17 protein-coding genes are annotated in these 18,397 nt (G+C 69.2%); 6 read left to right on the top strand and 11 right to left on the bottom strand.

Annotated elements, in window-relative coordinates:
- The first annotated feature begins 36 nt into the window (after positions 1-36).
- The gene (locus EXE51_RS01430) at positions 37-597 is read left to right on the top strand and encodes a hypothetical protein (protein ID WP_049929586.1); all 561 of its coding nucleotides are present in this window, start codon (positions 37-39) and stop codon (positions 595-597) included.
- 49 nt (positions 598-646) lie between these two features.
- Here EXE51_RS01430 and EXE51_RS01425 read toward each other — a convergent pair whose 3' ends face one another.
- On the bottom strand, positions 647-1,606 hold the full coding sequence (locus tag EXE51_RS01425) for an oxidoreductase (RefSeq protein ID WP_137691912.1): 960 nt from the start codon (positions 1,604-1,606) through the stop codon (positions 647-649).
- A 92-nt stretch (positions 1,607-1,698) separates the two neighbouring features.
- Positions 1,699-2,769, bottom strand: coding sequence for a hypothetical protein (locus tag EXE51_RS01420; protein ID WP_094519786.1), 1,071 nt, complete (start codon positions 2,767-2,769; stop codon positions 1,699-1,701).
- A 255-nt stretch (positions 2,770-3,024) separates the two neighbouring features.
- Between EXE51_RS01420 and EXE51_RS01415 the strand changes: the two genes are divergently transcribed.
- Both EXE51_RS01415 and EXE51_RS01410 read left to right on the top strand, forming a co-directional pair.
- Positions 3,025-5,487, top strand: a complete 2,463-nt coding sequence (locus tag EXE51_RS01415) for a DNA topoisomerase VI subunit B (RefSeq protein ID WP_086215802.1) — start codon at positions 3,025-3,027, stop codon at positions 5,485-5,487.
- Positions 5,487-6,572, top strand: coding sequence for a DNA topoisomerase IV subunit A (locus EXE51_RS01410; protein WP_049929589.1), 1,086 nt, complete (start codon positions 5,487-5,489; stop codon positions 6,570-6,572). Before EXE51_RS01415 ends, EXE51_RS01410 begins: the two co-directional genes overlap by 1 nt.
- A 32-nt stretch (positions 6,573-6,604) precedes the next feature.
- On the opposite strand, the gene EXE51_RS01405 is transcribed toward EXE51_RS01410, so the two are convergent.
- A complete protein-coding gene (locus EXE51_RS01405; RefSeq protein ID WP_049929591.1) occupies positions 6,605-6,841 on the bottom strand; it encodes a CDGSH iron-sulfur domain-containing protein in 237 nt (78 codons plus the stop codon).
- A 107-nt stretch (positions 6,842-6,948) separates the two neighbouring features.
- On the opposite strand from EXE51_RS01405, the gene msrB reads away from it, so the two are divergent.
- Positions 6,949-7,359 carry a peptide-methionine (R)-S-oxide reductase MsrB gene (msrB, locus tag EXE51_RS01400; RefSeq protein WP_137691911.1) on the top strand — a complete coding sequence of 137 codons (411 nt, stop codon included), beginning with the start codon at positions 6,949-6,951 and terminating at the stop codon, positions 7,357-7,359.
- A gap of 27 nt (positions 7,360-7,386) precedes the next feature.
- Here msrB and EXE51_RS01395 read toward each other — a convergent pair whose 3' ends face one another.
- From EXE51_RS01395 to EXE51_RS01380, 4 genes are all read right to left on the bottom strand, one after another.
- Entirely contained in the window at positions 7,387-8,139 is a 753-nt protein-coding gene (locus EXE51_RS01395) for a sensor histidine kinase KdpD (RefSeq protein WP_089307668.1), read from the bottom strand.
- A gap of 68 nt (positions 8,140-8,207) precedes the next feature.
- A complete protein-coding gene (locus tag EXE51_RS01390; RefSeq protein ID WP_049929594.1) occupies positions 8,208-9,362 on the bottom strand; it encodes an acyl-CoA dehydrogenase family protein in 1,155 nt (384 codons plus the stop codon).
- A 152-nt stretch (positions 9,363-9,514) separates the two neighbouring features.
- Positions 9,515-10,654 carry a pyridoxal phosphate-dependent aminotransferase gene (locus tag EXE51_RS01385; RefSeq protein ID WP_137691910.1) on the bottom strand — a complete coding sequence of 380 codons (1,140 nt, stop codon included), beginning with the start codon at positions 10,652-10,654 and terminating at the stop codon, positions 9,515-9,517.
- Positions 10,651-11,139, bottom strand: coding sequence for an Lrp/AsnC family transcriptional regulator (locus EXE51_RS01380; protein ID WP_049929596.1), 489 nt, complete (start codon positions 11,137-11,139; stop codon positions 10,651-10,653). Before EXE51_RS01380 ends, EXE51_RS01385 begins: the two co-directional genes overlap by 4 nt.
- Positions 11,140-11,275: 136 nt before the next feature.
- Here EXE51_RS01380 and EXE51_RS01375 point away from each other — a divergent pair, with 136 nt between their 5' ends.
- The gene (locus EXE51_RS01375) at positions 11,276-12,142 is read left to right on the top strand and encodes an aldo/keto reductase (RefSeq protein WP_137691909.1); all 867 of its coding nucleotides are present in this window, start codon (positions 11,276-11,278) and stop codon (positions 12,140-12,142) included.
- A gap of 31 nt (positions 12,143-12,173) precedes the next feature.
- Here the strand turns inward: EXE51_RS01375 and EXE51_RS01370 are convergent, their stop codons facing one another.
- A complete protein-coding gene (locus tag EXE51_RS01370) occupies positions 12,174-13,580 on the bottom strand; it encodes an adenylosuccinate synthase (protein ID WP_049929598.1) in 1,407 nt (468 codons plus the stop codon).
- Positions 13,581-13,884: 304 nt separating this feature from the next.
- Between EXE51_RS01370 and EXE51_RS01365 the strand changes: the two genes are divergently transcribed.
- Positions 13,885-14,190: a hypothetical protein gene (locus tag EXE51_RS01365; protein ID WP_049929599.1), complete on the top strand. Its 306-nt coding sequence runs from the start codon at positions 13,885-13,887 to the stop codon at positions 14,188-14,190.
- Between the two features lie 83 nt (positions 14,191-14,273).
- Here EXE51_RS01365 and EXE51_RS01360 read toward each other — a convergent pair whose 3' ends face one another.
- The 3 genes from EXE51_RS01360 to EXE51_RS01350 form a co-directional block, all read right to left on the bottom strand.
- Positions 14,274-16,541: a hypothetical protein gene (locus EXE51_RS01360; RefSeq protein WP_137691908.1), complete on the bottom strand. Its 2,268-nt coding sequence runs from the start codon at positions 16,539-16,541 to the stop codon at positions 14,274-14,276.
- A gap of 131 nt (positions 16,542-16,672) precedes the next feature.
- Positions 16,673-17,146, bottom strand: a complete 474-nt coding sequence (locus EXE51_RS01355; RefSeq protein ID WP_094494699.1) for an NUDIX hydrolase — start codon at positions 17,144-17,146, stop codon at positions 16,673-16,675.
- A gap of 81 nt (positions 17,147-17,227) precedes the next feature.
- On the bottom strand, positions 17,228-18,205 hold the full coding sequence (locus EXE51_RS01350) for a transcription initiation factor IIB family protein (RefSeq protein ID WP_049929602.1): 978 nt from the start codon (positions 18,203-18,205) through the stop codon (positions 17,228-17,230).
- Positions 18,206-18,397 lie beyond the last annotated feature (192 nt).

The following is an 18,397-nucleotide window of genomic DNA, read 5'->3' as shown; positions in this document are numbered from 1 at the left end:
GTGTATATTACGCACCGCGAGCGACGAGCTTTCTACATGGAGGCCGACGACCCTAACAGCCACCTCGACGACCTCGACGCGTTCGTCGCCGAGAACCTCGACCGCTACGCCGAGACGCAGGGCGTCCTCCCGGAGCGGCTCGACGAGTTCGGCGAGCGGTACCGCTCGCAGGGGCACCTGACGCGGGATCAGCTGTACGAGATCGCCTACGAGTCGTCCACGCGGAGCGCGTACCACGTCGAGAAGAATCCCGAGGCGCGCTGCCGCGAGGTGACGCGCAACGCGCGCGCCGTCGACGGCGACTTCTCGTCGATCCACCTCATCACCGGCCTCGCCGGGTTCAAAGCGGCGACCGCGTCGTGCGTGGTGGCCGCGCTCGACGGCGATCGGCACGCCGTCGTCGACACGCGGGTCTGGGCGTCTCTGGAGCGGCTGGGTTACCTCGACGGGCGCAAGGAGTCGTTCGACGCCGCCGACTACGTGACGATGATCGAGCCGATCCGCGCGATCGCCGACGAGACGGGCTACCGGCCGGTCGATGTGGGCTACGCGCTGTTCGCGCACGACGCCCACGTCCGGGACGGAACGCTTCACTGAGGGACGGACCGAGCGAGCCGCGGCCGCGCGAGCGGCGCGCGAAAACCGCCTACACCGGGTACTCGACGCCGGTCGCCTCGGTCGAGTACTCCCAGAGCTTCCGGGCGTCGTCCCGGTCGTAGGAGGCGTCGTTCGACCGCCCGACGGTCGGGTGCCCGCGCATGTTCATCAGGCCGCCCGGCTCGACGTACGCCCCGCCGTCGACGTCGGCGGTGGCCGCGTACAGCATCGGCTCGACGCCGATATCGGCGTCCTGCCCGAGGACCGCGTTCGCGGCCTTCATGCCGACCTTCATCAGCGGGTTCCCGCTCTCCTCGGCGGTCCGCATCTGGAGGTTCGTGTCGGTGTAGCCGGGGTGGCAGGCGACGCTGCGGATCCCCGGGTCGCCGTCCTCGTCGCTCGCGGCGTCGAGCCGGCGCTGGAGCTCGTAGGCGAACAGCAGGTTCGAGAGCTTGCTGCGTCCGTACGCCTGCCACTTCCCGTACGACCGCTCCCAGTTGAGATCCGAGAAGTCCATCTCGCCCTGCTCGTGGGCCCCCGAGGACTGCGTGACGACGCGGGCGTCACCGCCGATCCCCTCGGCGGCGTCGAGGAGGTCGAACAGCCGTCCGGTGAGCGCGAAGTGGCCGAGGTGGTTGACGCCGAACTGCGTCTCGAAGCCGTCCTCGGTCTCGCTACGCGGGATCGCCATCACGCCGGCGTTGTTACAGAGCACGTCGACGGCGTCGTAGTCGTCCCGCAGGCCCTCGACGAACGCCCCCACCGAGTCGAGCGACGCGAGGTCGCACTCGCGGACGTCGAGGTCGCCGTCGAGGCCGCCCCTGGCGTCCGCCCGGACCTCGTCGGCCGCCGCCTCGGCGCGCTCGACGCTCCGACACGCCATCACGACGGTCGCGCCCCTCGCGGCGAACTCCCGGGTCCCCTCGAACCCGAGTCCGCTGTTCGCCCCGGTGACGACCACCGTCTTCCCGTCCAACCGCGGCATCTCGTCGGCCGTCCATCCTGACATGGACGGAGGAAGGGGCGTCACGGGGAGAAACCTGTCGGCGGCCGAACCGTCGCCCGAGAGCGTCCCCGGGACGGGGCGGCGACGCTCCGAAATCAGGTCTCCTCGAACCCGCGCAACACGACGGCCACCGCGTCCGCGGACGGAACGTCGCGGACGGCGTACTCGGTCGGGTGCCGTCGGGCGTGCGGGTACGTGTCCGGCTGCGGGACCGCGTACGTCTCCCGCCCCTCGAAGCCCCTGAGGAAGTCCCGCGTGATCATCGGTTCGACGAACGCTAACCGCGGCGGCTCGCTCTCGTCGGGTGCGATGAACCCCTGGATGAGCGTATTCGCGAACGCGTCCGGGTCCCCCGGCTCGCCCGGGCCGTCCGGGAGTTCCGGCGCGTCCGCGGGAGCCGTGTGTTCGCCCATGTCGGTGATGTACCGCTGGTCGGCGACCGGCTCGGGCGACCGCGCGTACCCCTCGGGGAGCTGGTCGTAATCGAACCGCGTCTCCGTCACCTCGCCGTCGGGATCCGGCTGCGGACTGCCGGGCGCGTACTCCCCGTTCCCGGTGTCGTACGGCGGGAGTCGAGGTCCGTCGACGGCGTCGACGGTCGCCGGATCGAGCATGTGGAAGTGAATATCGAAGTGCGGCTTGAGCCACGCGCCCGCCCCGCCGAAGTGGCCGCCCGGATTCCAGTTGAGCCCGAGGAACGTGAACGGCGTCCGCTCCGCGGCTGGGAACGGGACGAAGAACTGGAGCGACTGCTTGAAGTGGACCTGCGTCGCCTGCCCGCCCGCGCGGTACTTGTCGGTCTCGGCCCGGTGGTTGGCCGCTTCGAGCTCGCCGGCGTTCGGGAGGCCCTCCAGCGCCGTCCGGTCGAACTCCACGCCGTGGTACTTCGGCTCGCCCGACGGGGTCTCGGTGGTGAACGTCCTGACCGAGCCGTTTCCGAGGTCGACGCTCCGGCCGTAGGTCGTGATCCCCTTCGGTGGGAACCCGCCCGCAGCGCGGACGCCGGCGCCGTTCCCACTTCTCGGTTCGCCGACGGCGGTCGACGTGCCCCAGACGAGGGCGGCGCCGGTCGCGGCCGCGCCTCGGAGTACCGCCCGTCGGTCCGGCTCCGGCGGTCGGGTCGTGGTTCGCGCTCGGTTCGCCTCGCCACTCGCGTCGTCTGTCATTTCGGTGCTCCCTCCCGGCACGAATGCTGGTCTGTGACACATCACCGTGCCACATTGATCAATAAATTTAAATTATTTCAATGTAACGACCGGGCGGCCGACGGTATGACGGGATAGCGAGTTCAGACGCGTCCCGAGAACTGTCACGTGAGAGCGGCACACGCATCCGTCGGAGACGGCTTCTTCCGCGGGGATACACTTTCACCGCGCCGCCGGTGCGTTTTTAGGTGCCTCGGGGAAAGGAGTGAGTACCGAATGACGTCCTTCCAGTCGACGATCGGCGACGAGGAGGGGATCGCGGAGGAGCTGGCCGAGGGCCAGCGCGAGATCTCCATCGCCGAGTTCTTCGAGAAGAACAAACACATGCTCGGGTTCGACTCGGGCGCCCGGGGGCTCGTCACCGCTGTCAAGGAGGCGGTCGACAACGCCCTCGACGCGACCGAGGAGGCCGGCGTCCTCCCCGACATCTACATCGAGATCGAGGAGGTGGGCGACTACTACCGGCTCGTCATCGAGGACAACGGGCCTGGGATCACGAAAGAACAGCTTCCGAAGGTGTTCGGAAAGCTCCTGTACGGTAGCCGGTTCCACGCCCGCGAGCAGTCCCGCGGGCAGCAGGGGATCGGGATCTCGGCGGCCGTCCTGTACTCGCAGCTGACCTCGGGCCAGCCAGCGAAGATCACTTCGCGGCCGAAGGGCCAGTCGCGGGCGCAGTACTTCGAGCTCATCATCGATACGGACACGAACGAGCCGGAGATCCAGGCCGACGAGGAGACGACGTGGGACCGCCCCCACGGGACCCGGATCGAGCTGGAGATGGAGGCGAACATGCGCGCCCGCCAGCAGCTCCACGACTACGTGAAACACACCGCGGTCGTCAACCCCCACGCACGGCTCGAACTGCGCGAGCCGGGGCTCGACGAGCCGATGAAGTTCGAGCGCGCCACCGACGAGCTGCCGGCGGAGACGGAGGAGATCCGTCCGCACCCCCACGGCGTCGAGCTCGGCACGCTGATCAAGATGCTGGAGGCGACCGAGTCGTACTCGGTCTCCGGGTTCCTCCAAGAGGAGTTCACACGGGTCGGCAAGAAGACCGCCGACAGCGTGATCGACAACTTCCGGGACGTGTACTACGGCCGCGAGCTGTCGTGGTCGCCGCCCCGAGCGCACGACGACCGCGATATCGCGAGCGCGGTCTCCGAGGCCGTCGCCAACAAGGGCGCGGAAGCGACGACCGCCTTCGCAGCGGGCGTCGCCGAGACGGTCGGGAACAACGACCGGATCACCCGGTCCGAGCTCGCCGACATCGTCGACAACGTCGCGGAGACGGTCGAGGACGACACCGGAAAGACGTTCGGCGGGACCGTCCGCGAGAACGCGGTCGACGCCGGGTGGCGGGCGGTCACCGGCCGCGGCGGCGCGGACGAGGAGGCCGCGGCGTCGAGCGGCGACGGCGGGGCCGACGACCCCGAGGAGTCCCCGCTCGTCCCCGACGTGTACGCGCTGGTCGACGAGGCCACGTCGACGCGGAAGGACGACGCCGCGGTTCAGGCGATGGCCGAGGCGCTCGCGCGCCGGTTCGAGAACCTCGACGGCGACGCGTTCCGGACCACCCGCGACGACCTCGAACGCCTCGTCGCGGACGCGGCGTCGTTCGTCGCCGAGCAGCACGACGCGACCTTCGGCGAGACCGCGCGCGAGAACGTCGTCGAGGCGTTCTGGTCGCGGGCGCGGACCGTGCCAGACGACCCGCCGAAGGTGAAGTCGATCGCGGGCGACCGCGACGCCGCGGCCGACCTCCTAGAGGCGATGCGGACGACGGACATCCTCGCGCCGCCGACCGGGTGTCTCGCACCGATCACGGCGGAGCTGGTCGAGGCCGGGCTACGGAAGGAGTACGACGCCGACTTCTACGCGGCGGCGACCCGCGACGCCGAGGTCCACGGCGGCGACCCGTTCATCGTCGAGGCCGGGATCGCGTACGGCGGCGAGATCCCCGCCGAGGGGTCGGTCGAGCTGCTCCGGTTCGCCAACCGCGTCCCGCTCGTCTACCAGCGGGGCGCCTGCGCGACGACGGACGTAATAAAACAGATCGGGTGGCGCAACTACGGGTTAGACCAGCCCGGGGGGTCGGGGATGCCGAACGGGCCGGCCGTCATCAGCATCCACGTCGCCTCCACGAACGTCCCGTTCACGAGTGAGTCAAAGGACGCGCTCGCGAACGTCCCCGAGATCGAAGACGAGATCGAGCTCGCGGTCCGGGAGGCCGCCCGCGAACTGAAGTCGTTCCTCAGTAAGCGGCGCTCGATGCAGCAGCGCCGGGAGAAACAGGACGTGCTCGGTCGCATCCTCCCGGAGATGGCCGACAAGGTCTCGGAGGTCACCGGCCGGCCGCGCCCCGACATCGACGGGGCCCTGGCGCGGATCATGAACAACGTCAGCGTCGAGCGCGAGGTGAACGGCGAGGCGGTGACGCTCACCGTCGAGAACCACTCGGACGTGAACGAGGAGCTGGAGATCACCGACATCGTCTCGGCGGAGCCGACCGACCTCTCCGACGGAACGGTGGTGGATATGGACGGCGAGTGGTTCGTCCAGTGGAAGCCCGAGGTCCCCTCGGGCGACGAGCGAGAACTGACGTACGCGGTCGACGGCGACCCCGAGTTCGAGGTCAGCGTCGGCGGCGTGGAGACCGAGAAACTCACGGTGAACGACTAATGACGACCGAAAGCGACGCACGAGACGAGCTGATCGACCTGGCCGCCGACTTCTACGACCAGTTCGCGGCGGGGTCGATTCCGGAGATGACGCTCCCCACGCGGACGAAGAGCAACATCGAGTACGACGAGGAGAGCGGCGTCTGGACCTACGGCGACCGCACCTCGACGCGAAGCGCGAACTCGGTGCGGGGCGCGCGCAAGCTGCTGAAAGCCGCCTACACGATCGAGTTCCTCGCGAACCAGCTCGACGACGATCGCTCGTCGACGCTGCGTGAGCTGTACTACCTGTCGGAGTCGTGGGACAACGACGAGGCGCAGTTCAACTCCCAGGACGAGTCGAACGACCTCGTGGAGGACTTAGAGATCGTCACGGGCGTCACCCGCGAGGACTTCCACATGCGCCCGGAGGAGTCGGGCGCGAAGGTGATGGGGCCGCTGCTCCTCCGCGAGCAGACCAACCGCGGTGAACGCGAGATCCACTGTCAGCTCGACGTGGGGCAGGGCGGCTACCAGATCCCGAACAACCCGGACACCATCGAGTTCCTCGACAACGACGCCGAGTTCGTCCTCTGCGTCGAGACCGGCGGGATGCGTGACCGGTTGGTCGAGAACGGGTTCGACGAGGCCCACGACGCCCTCGTGGTCCACCTCGGCGGCCAGCCCGCCCGCGCCACCCGCCGGCTCACGAAGCGCTTCCGCGACGAGCTGGACCTCCCGGTCGTGGTGTTCACCGACGGCGACCCGTGGTCCTACCGGATCTACGGCTCCGTCGCGTACGGCTCGATCAAGTCCGCACATCTCTCGAAGTACCTCGCGACGCCCGAGGCGCGGTTCATCGGGATCCAGCCCGAGGACATCGTCGAGTACGACCTCCCCTCCGACCCGCTATCCGACTCGGACATCAACGCCCTCGAATCCGAGCTGGAGGACCCGCGGTTCCAGACGGACTACTGGGAAGAGCAGATCGAGCTCCAGCTCGACATCGGCAAGAAGTCCGAACAGCAGTCCCTCGCGAGCCGCGGGCTCGACTTCGTCACCGACACCTACCTCCCCGAGCGGCTCGGGGAGATGGGCGTGATCTGACCGCCGGCGCCGTCGCGCTCGGCGGCCCGCCGCTACGCATCTTCGAACGCGATCCCGTCGACCGCGCGGCGCTCGCCGTCGGCGTCGTCGTCCTCGTACTTGTACACGACGCCGTCTTCCTCGTCGGCCGTGGCCCTATGCGAGCCGTCACAGAGCGGTTGCGAGTCGGAGAGCCCGCACCGACAGACGTAGATCAGGCCGTCGTCCCCCTTGTCGTCGTCGTCCAGTATCGTCGGCCCCCGCTCTTCGTGCGTGACTTCGCGTGCCATGGGCGCGAATCGGACCGCCGGGTGGATACCGTTTGGGGCCGCGGGCCGCAACTTATCCGCGGCTCGCCCGTCGCAACCCCCTTGCCCGTGGGGCGCGTATCGGGGGTATGAGCGAGACAGACGAGCGCGACCCGGCGGAGCTGACCGACGACGAGTGGCGCGAGCGACTCTCCGACGAGGAGTACCGCGTGCTGCGCGAGAGCGGCACGGAGGCGAAGTTCTCCGGCGAGTACGTCGACCACCACCCCGACGACGGGGAGTACAACTGTCGCGCCTGCGGCACGGTCCTGTTCGAGGCCGAGACGAAGTACGAGTCCGGCTGCGGCTGGCCCGCCTTCTACGCCGCCGAGGAGGAGTCGGTGACGACGACGGTGGACACCAGCCACGGGATGCGCCGCACCGAGGTCCGGTGCGCGAACTGCGACTCGCACCTCGGGCACGTGTTCGACGACGGCCCGGAGCCCACGGGGAAGCGGTTCTGCATCAACTCGGTCGCGATGGAGTACGACGACGAGTGAGCCGCCGCGACACGGCGCGTCGCGGGGTCACTCCGAGCAGAGCGGAAGCCTGACGACGAAGACAGCGCCCCTCGGCTCGTTGTCCTCGACCCACACGCCCCCGCCGTAAATCTCGACGAGCGAGCGGACGAGGTACAGCCCGATCCCCGCGCCCGGGCTGTCGAGGCCCTTCTCCCCCTTCCCGAATATCTCGTCGCGCTGGCCTTCGGGGATCCCCGGCCCGTTGTCGGCGACGCGGACCTCGGCGACGCCCTCGCCCTCGTCGACGGTCGCCGACACCGTCACCTTCGGCGGGGTCTCGTCGTTGTGCTGGACCGCGTTCCGCAGGAGGTTCCGGAACACCGAGCTCAACATCTCGTCGCCGACGACCTCGACTTCCGGGTACGAGCCCTCCACCGTGAAGACGGCCTCTGAGTACGCGGACCGCACCTCCTCGACCTGCTGTGAGAGGACCCGGTCGAGCGCGACGCGGCTCGGCTCGGCGTCCTCGCGGAGCATCACTTCGGCGAGGTCGCGGACCGTCGTGGTGAGCGAGACGGCGCTCTGCGTGTTCCGCTTGATCACGTCGAGGTACTCCCGCCCCTCCTCGTCGACGTGGTCGTCGAGCAGTTCGGCGTACGCCCCGACGAGCTGGAGATCGTTGCGGATGTCGTGGCGCATCACCTGGTTCAGCAGCTGTAGATCGTCGCGCTGTCGCTTGAGGCGCTCTTCCGGGTCCGCCCTGTCGCCGCCCTCGAAGCGCGCGTCGTTACCCTCTCCGAGGGCCTCCTCCTCGTTCATACCGACGATATAGGCCTACCGGGGGTTTTAGATGTCGGTCGCGGGCGACCGGCGGTCCGTCGCCGCCCTCACATCCCCTCGTCGAGCAGTTCGCGGGCGACGATGTTCTTCTGGATCTCGGTCGTCCCCTCGTAGATCTGCGTGATCTTCGCGTCGCGGTAGAGCCGCTCGACGTCGTGGTCGTTGACGAAGCCGGCGCCACCGTGGATCTGGACCGCCTCGTCGGCGACCTCGACCGCGGTCCGGGAGGCGAACTCCTTGGCCATCGACGCGAGCGCGGTCAGGTCGCCGGCCTCGTTGTCGACCGCCCACGCGGAGCGGTAGGTGAGCCAGCGGGCGGCCTCGGTGTTCGTGTGCATCTCCGCGAGCTTGTGTTTGATCGCCTGGAAGTCGGAGATGGAGCGGCCGAACTGCTCGCGCTCCTCGGCGTACTCCAGCGCGCGCTCGGCCGCGCCGCGGGCGATGCCGACGCCCTGCGCGGCGACCGCGGTCCGCGTCTCGTCGAAGAACTGCATGAGCTGGAGGAATCCCATCCCGCGCTGGCCGATCAGGTTCTCCTCGGGCACCCGCACGTCGTCGAAGCGGAGCTCCGCGGTGTCGCTCGCGCGGATGCCGAGCTTCCCGGTTATCTTGTCGCGGGTGAGCCCGTCGCGGTCGCCCTCGACGAGGATCTGCGAGTAGCCCGAGTAGCGGTCGTCGATATCGGGGTCCGTCTCGCAGACGACGACGAAGTAGTCCGCGACGGTGCCGTTCGTGATCCACATCTTCGACCCGTTTATGACCCACTCGTCACCGTCCTTCTCCGCCCGCGTCGCCACGCTCGTCACGTCCGAGCCGGCCTGCGGCTCGGAGATGGCCGACCCCATCACCGCGTCGCCCGCGGTCACTTCGGGGAGGACACGCTCCTTCTGTTCCTCGGTGCCGAACTCCATCAGCGCCTCGGCGCCGAACCCGGCGCTCGAGATACAGAGCCCGATCCCGGGGTCGGCCGCGAACAGCTCCTCGGTGAGGATGGCGTTCTCCAGCGAGGAGTAGCCGATCCCGCCGTACTCGACCGGGACATGCGGCGCGAGCAGCCCCATGTCGGCGGCCTTGTCCATCACCTCGTGGGGGTACGCCTCGTCGACGTCGTACTCGGTCGCGACCGGTCGGATCTCCTCGTCGGCGAACTTCCGTACCTCCTCGCGCAGCTGCTTCTGTTCGTCGGTTAGCTGGAACTCCATGGCTCGAACATCAGGATCGAGCGTGATAATCTTTGGCGAACGGCAATAAATTTGGAAGTAGTTGTTCGTTTACGCACCGCGAGTGTGCCACCAGCGCGTCAGGCGCCCCGCGACGGCCGTATCGCGACGGGGACCGCGCCGCGACCGCGGCCTCAGCGCCCTTCGACGAATGCCGCGATCCGGTCGGTCGCCTCCTTCAGCTCGCGCATCGAGGTCGCGTACGACACCCGGAGGTGCCCTTCTCCGCCCTCGCCGAAGACCGACCCCGGGACGACGGCGACGCCCTGCGCCTCCAGCAGCTCCTCGGCGAACGCCTCGTCGTCCCCGCCGCACTCGGGGAACGCGTAGAAGGCGCCGCCCGGCTCGAAGGTGTCGAGGCCCAGCTCGTTGAACCGGGAGACGACCAGCCGCCGGCGGCGGTTGTACTCCTCGACCATCTCCGACACTTCGTCGTCGCAGCGGTCGAGCGCCTCGATCGCCGCGTACTGCGGCGTCGTCGGCGCCGACAGCATCGTGTACTGGTGGATCCGGTTCATCGCGTCGATCGCGTCGGTCGGCCCCAGCGCGTACCCCAGCCGCAGTCCGGTCATCGCGTACGCCTTCGAGAAGCCGTTGACGACGATCGTGCGTTCGCGCATCCCCGGCTGGGTCGCGATCGAGGCGTGGTCGTCCCCGTACGTGAGCGCGGCGTATATCTCGTCGGCCACCACGCGGAGCTCGTTGTCGCGGCAGAACGCCGCGACCTCCGCGAGTTGCTCGTCGGTCATCGTCGCGCCCGTGGGATTGTTCGGGTAACACAGCACGAGCAGGTCAGCGTCGGCCGCGCCCGCGGCCTCCAGCGACTCCCGGGTGAGCGCGAAATCGTCCGCGGCGCGCGTGGGGACCGTCAGCCGCTCGCCGCCTGCCAGTTCGATCCCCGGTCCGTAGGAGATGTACGTCGGCTCGTGGACCGCCACGGTGTCGCCGGGGTCGACGAGCGCGCGGAAGGCGAGGTCGACCGCCTCGCTCGCGCCGGTGGTGACCAGGACCTCTTCGGACGGGTCGTACGACTGGTCGTAGCGCTCGTGGTGCGCGGCGACACGCTCGCGGAGCGCGGCCATCCCGCGGTTCGCGGTGTAGGACGTTTTCCCGCGTTCGAGCGAGTCGATCGCGGCGGTGCGGGCGGCCCACGGCGCCGAGAAGTCGGGCTCGCCGACCCCCAGCGAGATCACGTCGTCGCGCGCCTCAGCGAGTTCGAAGAACTTCCGGATCCCCGACTCCGGGAGGGTGCGCGCGCGGTCCGAGATCCTCATGGCGACACGGAGAGGCGGTCGTCGTCGTCCCCGTCCTCGAACCGGATCCCGCCGTCCTTGTACGTCTCCATGATGTAGTGGGTCACGGTCTGGGTGACCGCCGGCATCGGCGCGACCTGCTCGGAGATGAACTCGGAGACGTCCTGCATGTTCTCGCCGAGCACCTCGACGGCGAAGTCGTAGTCGCCCGAGACCAGGTGTAAGGCGTCGACGGCGGGGAACTTCGCGATCCGGTCCGCGACCTGCTCGTACCCCGTCTCGCGGTCGAGTTCCACGTTGATCTCGACGACGGCGCGGATCTTCCCCTCCTCGACGCGGTCCCAGTCGACCACGGCTTGGTAGCCGTGGACGACGCCGTCGCCCTCCAGCGCGTCGATCGCGTCAGCTACCGCCGCCGCGTCGAGGCCCGTCTGGGCCGCGATGTCGTCGATGTCCTCGCGGGCGTTCCGCGCCAACACGTCGAGTACCTCGCGCTCGGCGTCCATACCCTACGATTACTCGGGGGCGGTTTATGAGTAGCGACGGGCGCAAGACGGGCGGCGGCGCGCCGCGCCGCGCCCGTTCGTCGCGTCCCCTTCCGCCACCCCTACCGCTTTCAGCGTGGCGCGAGACGGACGGACCATGGCTTCCGACACCAGCGGCGGACGCGACACGTTCGACATCGGCGGGGCGTTCACGGTCGACCGACTCGGTTTCGGCGCGATGCGGGTCACCGGCGAGGACGTCATCGGCCGGCCCGCCGACGAGGAAGACGCGAGGGACGTGCTCCGGCGGGCAGTGGACCTCGGCGTCGACTTCGTCGACACCGCGGACTCCTACGGCCCGGGCGTCTCCGAGCGGCTCATCCGCGAGGCGATCGGCGATCCCGACGACGTGGTGATCGCCTCGAAGGCCGGGCTGCTCCGCAACCGCGAGGGCGACTGGCTCCCCCACGGCGACCCGGACTTCCTCAAGAACCAGGTCCTGTGTAGCCTCGACCGCCTCGGCACCGACACGATCGACCTCTACCAGTTCCACCGCCCGGACCCGGACACCGACTTCGCGGAGTCGGTCCACGCGTTCGCGGAGATGAAAGATGCCGGGCAGATCGCGCACGTCGGGCTCTCCAACGTCACCGCCGAGCAGCTGGAGACCGCGACGGACATCGTCGACATCGCGACCGTCCAGAACCGGTACAACGTCGGCCACCGCGACGACGAGGCCGTGCTGCGCGCTTGCGAGGGCCGCGGCGTGGGCTTCATCCCGTGGGGCCCGATGTACGCGGTCGACGACGACGAGTCCGCCGACGCGCTCGACGAGGTCGCGGCGCGACGCGACGCCACGCCGCGGCAGGTTGCGCTCGCGTGGCTCCTCGATCACTCCGACGTGACGCTCCCGATCCCGGGCACGTCGAGCGTCGACCACCTCGAATCCAACCTCGCGGCCGCGGACCTGTCGCTGACGGCGGAAGACATGGCCGCGCTGAACGCGATAGATCCGCGGGAATAGGCCCGAAATCCGACGGTAGACGGGCGAGTTCCTATTCGTCGAACGGGTTCGTCAGTTCGACCGTCTCCTCGCGGTCGGGGCCGACGCCGACGGCGTAGACCGGCGTGTCGATCTCGTCGGCGACGAACTCCAGGTAGTCGCGGGCCGCCTCGGGGAGCGCATCGTAGCCCGCCTCGGCGACCGCCGAGGAGTCGAACGGCGCCCACGTGTCGAGCGTCTCGTATACCGGCTCGCAGCGCTCCCACCGGTCGGTCGTGGTGGGGACGGTGTCGAGCGTCTCTCCGTCGAGCTCGTAGCCGGTACACACCTTCAGCTCGTCGAGCCCGGCGAGCACGTCGACGTGGTTGACCGCGACCCCGGTGAACCCGGAGACGCGCGCGGCGTGACGGAGCATCGGCAGGTCGAGCCAGCCGATCCGGCGTGGGCGGCCGGTGACCGTGCCGAACTCGCCGCCCTTCTCGCGGATCTCGTCGGCGAGCGCCTCCTCGTCGGCGTCGCCGTCGAGTTCGGTCGGGAGCGGCCCCTCGCCGACGCGCGAGAGGTACGCCTTCACGATGCCCACGACCTCGCCGTCGCCGACCGTCGTGACGCCGAGCCCGGAGCCGACGGCCGCGCCGCCCGCGGTCGGGTTCGACGAGGTGACGAACGGGTAGTTCCCGTGGTCGACGTCGATGTGCGTCCCCTGCGCGCCCTCGAAGAGGATCTCGTCGCCCGCCTCGTGACGGCGGTGAAGGTAGTCGGAACAGTTGACGGTCATCCCCTCGTCGGCGAGGCGCTCGCCGATCGCGGCGAACTCCTCGTGGAGGGCGTCGACGTCGAAGGCGGCCGCGCGGTCGTCATCGCTGTCGTCGTCGCCGGACTGCGTCCGGCTGCCAGAGGCGCGTTGCGCCTCGCTGTCGAGGTCGAGCCCGTACACGTCCTCGACGAGCGCGCGCTTCTGCGGGACCGCGTACTCGAGCTTCTCGCGAAGGGTCTCGGGGTCGAGCAGGTCCGCGACCCGGATCCCGCGGCGGCCGGCCTTATCCTCGTAGGTGGGGCCGATACCGCGACCGGTCGTGCCGACCGCGTCGCCGGCGTCGTCGTCGGCTTTTACCTCCTCCTCGATCCCGTCCAGCACACGGTGGTACGGCATGATCACGTGCGCCCGGCGGGCGACGCGCACGTCGGGGTCGAGCCCCTGCTCGCGCAGGTTGTCGATCTCGGCGAACAGCGTCTTCGGGTTGACGACGCAGCCGTTGCCGAGGATACCGACGGTCCCCCGGACCGCGCCGCTGGGAACCAACGAGAGTTTGTACTCCGCGCCGCCTTCGACGACGGTGTGGCCGGCGTTGTCGCCGCCCTGATAACGGACTACGACGTCCGCGTCCCCTCCCCACCGGTCGACGAGCGCGCCTTTGCCCTCGTCGCCGAGTTGGGAGCCGACGATGGTGAGTGTCATACGACCTGCCGATTCCCGGCGGGGGGTAAAACCGATTACGGTCTGTGACTGCGACATAACCACGAATGAGGATCACTGAATAAACGGCTCACAGGAAATAGGCTCGTTCGTGTATCTTCCCAGTTTCCGGACCTGTACTCACTCTCGCGGTCTCCGTCGCGATCGGGCGCGCCGCGTCCGAGCCGCGCGCTGCGCCGCAATCGAACACGTTAATTACTGCCACGTCAAAGGGTGCGATCTGACAGGGTGACCGCGGTCGCCGACAGCAACTTTTAAACGGGGGCATGACAAGTTAACATGTGGCATGATAGATCGACTAGAGAAAGAGGTAGACATGCTGGAACGTCACCTCCAAGTCCTGCGGATGGTCATCGAGAACGAGCCGATCGGCATCGTGAAGATGTCGAACGAGACTGGGTACCCGCACCACAAGGTCCGATACTCGCTGCGCGTCCTCGAAGAGGAGAACCTCATCGAGCCGTCCAGCCAGGGAGCGATCACCACGGAGCGGACCCACGAGTTCGTCGACGAACTCGACGAGAAGCTCGACGAGACCGTTGATAAGCTGGGGTCGATGCGGATCGACGACGCCGCGGAACTCCAGAACTGACTGCGATTCCGATTTGGCCCGCCGACGTAGGTGCCGCGTTTTCTCTCTCAGCCCGCGCTCGCGAGCCGCGGCGGTCGGACCGACTACAGGTCCGGGACCGTCATGTGGAACCCGCCGTCGCGCGCCTCGACGAGGCACAGGTGGAACCCCTGCTTGCGCGAGAGCTTCACGAAGCTCGCCCGCTTGGACCGGCTGAACAGGCCGCCGCCGACCGCATCGCTCGCGGTCTCTAAGGCCCCGGGCTCGAAGAAGCTCTCAGTCACCGCGAACGCCCCGGCGAACGTCTGGTTGGAGGCGGCGATGTCGCGCCCGTTCTCGACGAGCGACTCCAGCGTCCCCTCGGGCGTCGGGTCCCGGCTGTCGTTCAGGTCGGCGACGAACAGCGGGTGCCCCATGCGATCGCGCAACACGAGGTCGAACGACCGCTGCTCGCGGACCTCCTCGCCGCCCTCGCGGAGTTCGACCGACACTGCCCCGCCGATCTCGGCGCGGTCGATGTCCGGGAGCGCGTCGTAGAGGTCCCGAAGCGTCCCCTCGTTCCCGGTACCGCGGACCTCGAACGGGAGGTCCTCGACGAGCCAGCGGGTGAAGCCGTACTCGATGGTGTCCCCGAGGAACTCCTCGAACGGCCGCCCGTCGACGGCGAGGCCCTCCGTCTCGAAGCTGGTGTGGTGTTCGACCCGGAGGTTCTCGCGGAGGGCCTCGCGGTCGACGCTCCCGTCGTGGGCGTCCGCCAGCGTCGCGCCCTCCTTCGATTCGTACCTGATGAACAGGTTCGTTCCGCTGCGCGCCTTCGCGGGGGTGAGCGTCCGCTCGGCGTCCGGGAGCCGGTCCTTCGCCTCGGAGAGCTCGCGGCGGAGCCGGTCGCGCTCCTCCCGGAGGTCGCCGACCTCGGACTCGAGCCGCTCGACCTCGTCGACCAACTCGTCGCGTTCGGTCGCGACCTCGTCGCGCTCGGCCGCCAGCCGGTCGCGTTCGTCGGCCAGCGACTGGCGCTTCGTCTCCGTCTCCTCGAGGGCCGCCTCGAGCTTCCGAAGCCGCTCCGGGCTCGCGTCGCCCGTCGCGTCGCGGGCGTCGCGCTTCGAGACCGCCGACGGCGTCGACGCGGACCGCTCGGTGGAGCGCGGCGACGGCGACCCGCCGTTCGCGTTCGATCCGCTCCGCTCGGCCCGCCCGGGGTCGGCCGCCGAACGAGAACGCTGCGACGGCGGGTCGGGACGCTCGTCGGCCCCGCGGGGTTCGTCGCCAGCCTCCGACGGGTCGAGCGCCGGGATGGACTTCTGCTCCCGCCACTCGGCCTCCTCCGAGAAGACGTCCTCGTCGCTCGACGCGTTCCCGGTGCCCGACGCGCCCTCGGCGTTCGATGCGTCTCCCGCGTCCGGCGTTCCCCGGGTGTCCCGCGAAGCACCGTCTCCGGTCGCTTCGGTCGGTGGCCGGCGCTCGCGGTCCGCCACCCCCGCCGCCTCGACGTCCGTCTCCGCGGCGTCTATCTCCGCGGCGTCGGCGGCTCCTATCTGTACCGCGTCGGGCGACTCTTCGCCCTCCCCCGTCGTCGCTTCACCGCCCGCTTCGGCCGCGTCGGGCCCGTCCGAATCTGAGTCGCGAGCGGCGGTCGTCGGGTCGTCTCGGGGCCGGGCCGCCGAGCCGTCGTCCCGCCCGGTGTTCGGCGCGGGATCAACGGCGTCCGCGGGGGAAGCTTCATCGGCTCCGCCCGGCGCGTCCCTCCCGTCGTCGCCCCTCGAGTCGGGGTCGCTCCCCGCGTCTTCCGTCTCGTCGGTCGTCCCGTCGTCCGTAGCGTCCGCCGTCCCCGCGTCGTCCGGGAGCGGGCGGACGTCGAGATCGACCTCGTACACGGTGTAGATGCCGACCTCGTCCGCGGCGAGTTCGAAGGCGTCGTCCCCCGTCTCCAGCCGGCGCGCGTTGCCGACGTACGCGGCGGCCATCGACTCGCCGCCGGTGTACGCGACGTAGTAGTCGCCGGAGAGGACGTTCTCCGACAGCTCGATGTAGCCGGTGAATCCGCCCTGCGAGAGCTTCCGGTCCGCCTCCTTGAGCGGCGTGTCATTGGTGTAGTACTTCGCCCGCGGCTCGCCGCCGAGCTCCTGCATCGCGAAGAGCACCGGGAGCGCGTCGTCGGGGGCCCGGTAGACGGTCCCCGAGGCGTCGGCGAAGGCGTCGAGCGTCGCGTCGACCACGCCGACGACGCGCCCGTCGACGAGGAACACCCACCCGACCCCGTCGGTCGCGGCGCCGGAGAACCCGTCGTCGACGATCCGCCCGAGCCCCGCGAGCCCGTCGGAAAACGAGCGCTCGTCCCACTCGGCGATCGCTTCCCTTCGCTGTGCGTCCATCCTTGCGTTTACGTCGCCAACACCGACTCAAATACCTTCCGGAGCGTGAGACGGCCGTCTGACGCCCCGCTCCACCGCTCCGACCGGCCGACGGCGGCGGCCCCGAGAGCGCTCTCGACGGCCCGTCCCGCTCACCCCTCGTCGACGGCGGCGATCGCCTCCCGACCGAGGTCGACGACGTCCTCCGGGAGGTCGCTCGCCGCGAGTTCAGACCGGGTGTACCAGCGCCACTGGTCCGGGTCGACCTCGTCGTCGCCGACGGGAGCGATCTCTCGGGAGCCGACGCGGGCGTAGTAGAGGTGATCGACGTGCTGGTGGCCCACCGACCCGTCCTCGTGGACGTTGATGTCGTGGAGCATGAGGTGGGCCGGCTCCGGGAGCCCGCGGGTGTTCGGGCCCGTGATCTGCGACTCGGCGGCGACCAGCTCCGGCGTCAGCCCCGTCTCCTCGCGGACCTCGCGGCGAGCGGCCTCGTGCGGGAGCTCGTCGCGGTCGACGTGGCCGCCGGGCGGCAGCCGGATGCCGAGCCGCTCGTGGTCGTGAAGCGCCGTCGCGCCGTCGTTGACGATGTACGTCGTCGCCGTGAAGTGGCGGGTCGTCTCCATACGTGCGGGTGGCGACGCGTCACCTTCGCGGTTTCGACCCGGACGGAGGGCGACCGACGCGGCGGCGGGCAGAAAAGCGGCTCAGTTCAGCGCGACGGAGTCCTCGGCCTCGAGGAGCTCGTGGTACCGGTTCCGGATGGTGACCTCGCTGATGTTCGCGACCTCGCTGACCTCGCTCTGGGTCACCTTCTCGTTGACCAGCAGCGAGGCGGCGTAGACGGCGGCGGCGGCGAGCCCGACCGGCGATTTGCCGGAGTGGATCCCTTGCTCCTTCGCCGTGTCGAGCAGGCTGCGGGCGCGGCGCTCGGCCTCGTCGGAGAGGCCGAGGTCGGAGGCGAACCGCGGGACGTAGCTCTCGGGGTCGGCGGGCTGGATCTCCAGCTTCAGCTCGCGGACGACGTAGCGGTACGTCCGAGCGATCTCGTCCTTCTCGACGCGGGAGACGCCCGCGATCTCGTCGAGGCTCCGCGGCGTCCCGGCCTGCCGGGCTGCGGCGTACAGCGAGGCCGTCGAGACGCCCTCGATGGAGCGGCCGGGAAGCAGGTCCTCGTCGAGCGCGCGGCGGTAGATGACGCTCGCGGTCTCGCGGACGTTGTCGGGGAGGCCGAGGGCGCTGGCCATGCGGTCGATCTCGCCGAGCGCCTGCTTGAGGTTGCGCTCCTTGGAGTCGCGGGTGCGGAACCGCTCGTTCCACGTCCGCAGCCGCTGCATCTTCTCGCGCTGGCGGCTGGACAGCGACTTACCGTAAGCGTCCTTGTCCTGCCAGCCGATGTTCGTCGAGAGCCCCTTGTCGTGCATCATGTTCGTCGTCGGGGCACCGACGCGGGACTTGTTGTCCTTCTCCTTGGAGTCGAACGCGCGCCACTCCGGCCCGCGGTCGATCTCGTCCTCTTCGACGACCAGTCCGCAGTCGACGCAGACGGTCTCGCCGTGTTCCGTGTCCGTCGCTAGCTGACCGCCGCACTCGGGACACCGCAGTTCCTCCTCTTGGCTCTCCGACTCGGTTTCGCGCTCGTCGTCGGCCGTCTCTGTCGTGTACGTTCGAAGGTTCTCGCTCATTGGTTTGGTACGTGGAGGGAACAACGAAACCGAGAGACGGATCTCGGTGTTTTCCTCACCTTCGGGTAAGTGAGCCAAATACTTAAATGTTTGTGTGGTTGGTCCCTCTGAGACACGCCCGAAAACGGAGTGTACAACCCTGTAAGATTCGGTATTCGAGATGCCTCCTGCGAAACCACGTCACGAGCGAAA

Origin of the sequence: Halorubrum sp. CGM5_25_10-8B (genome assembly GCF_005435095.1) — an archaeon.
Lineage (GTDB): Archaea > Halobacteriota > Halobacteria > Halobacteriales > Haloferacaceae > Halorubrum > Halorubrum ezzemoulense.
Note: the sequence above shows the minus strand (reverse complement) of the source record. Positions and strands in the feature narration are given on the sequence as shown.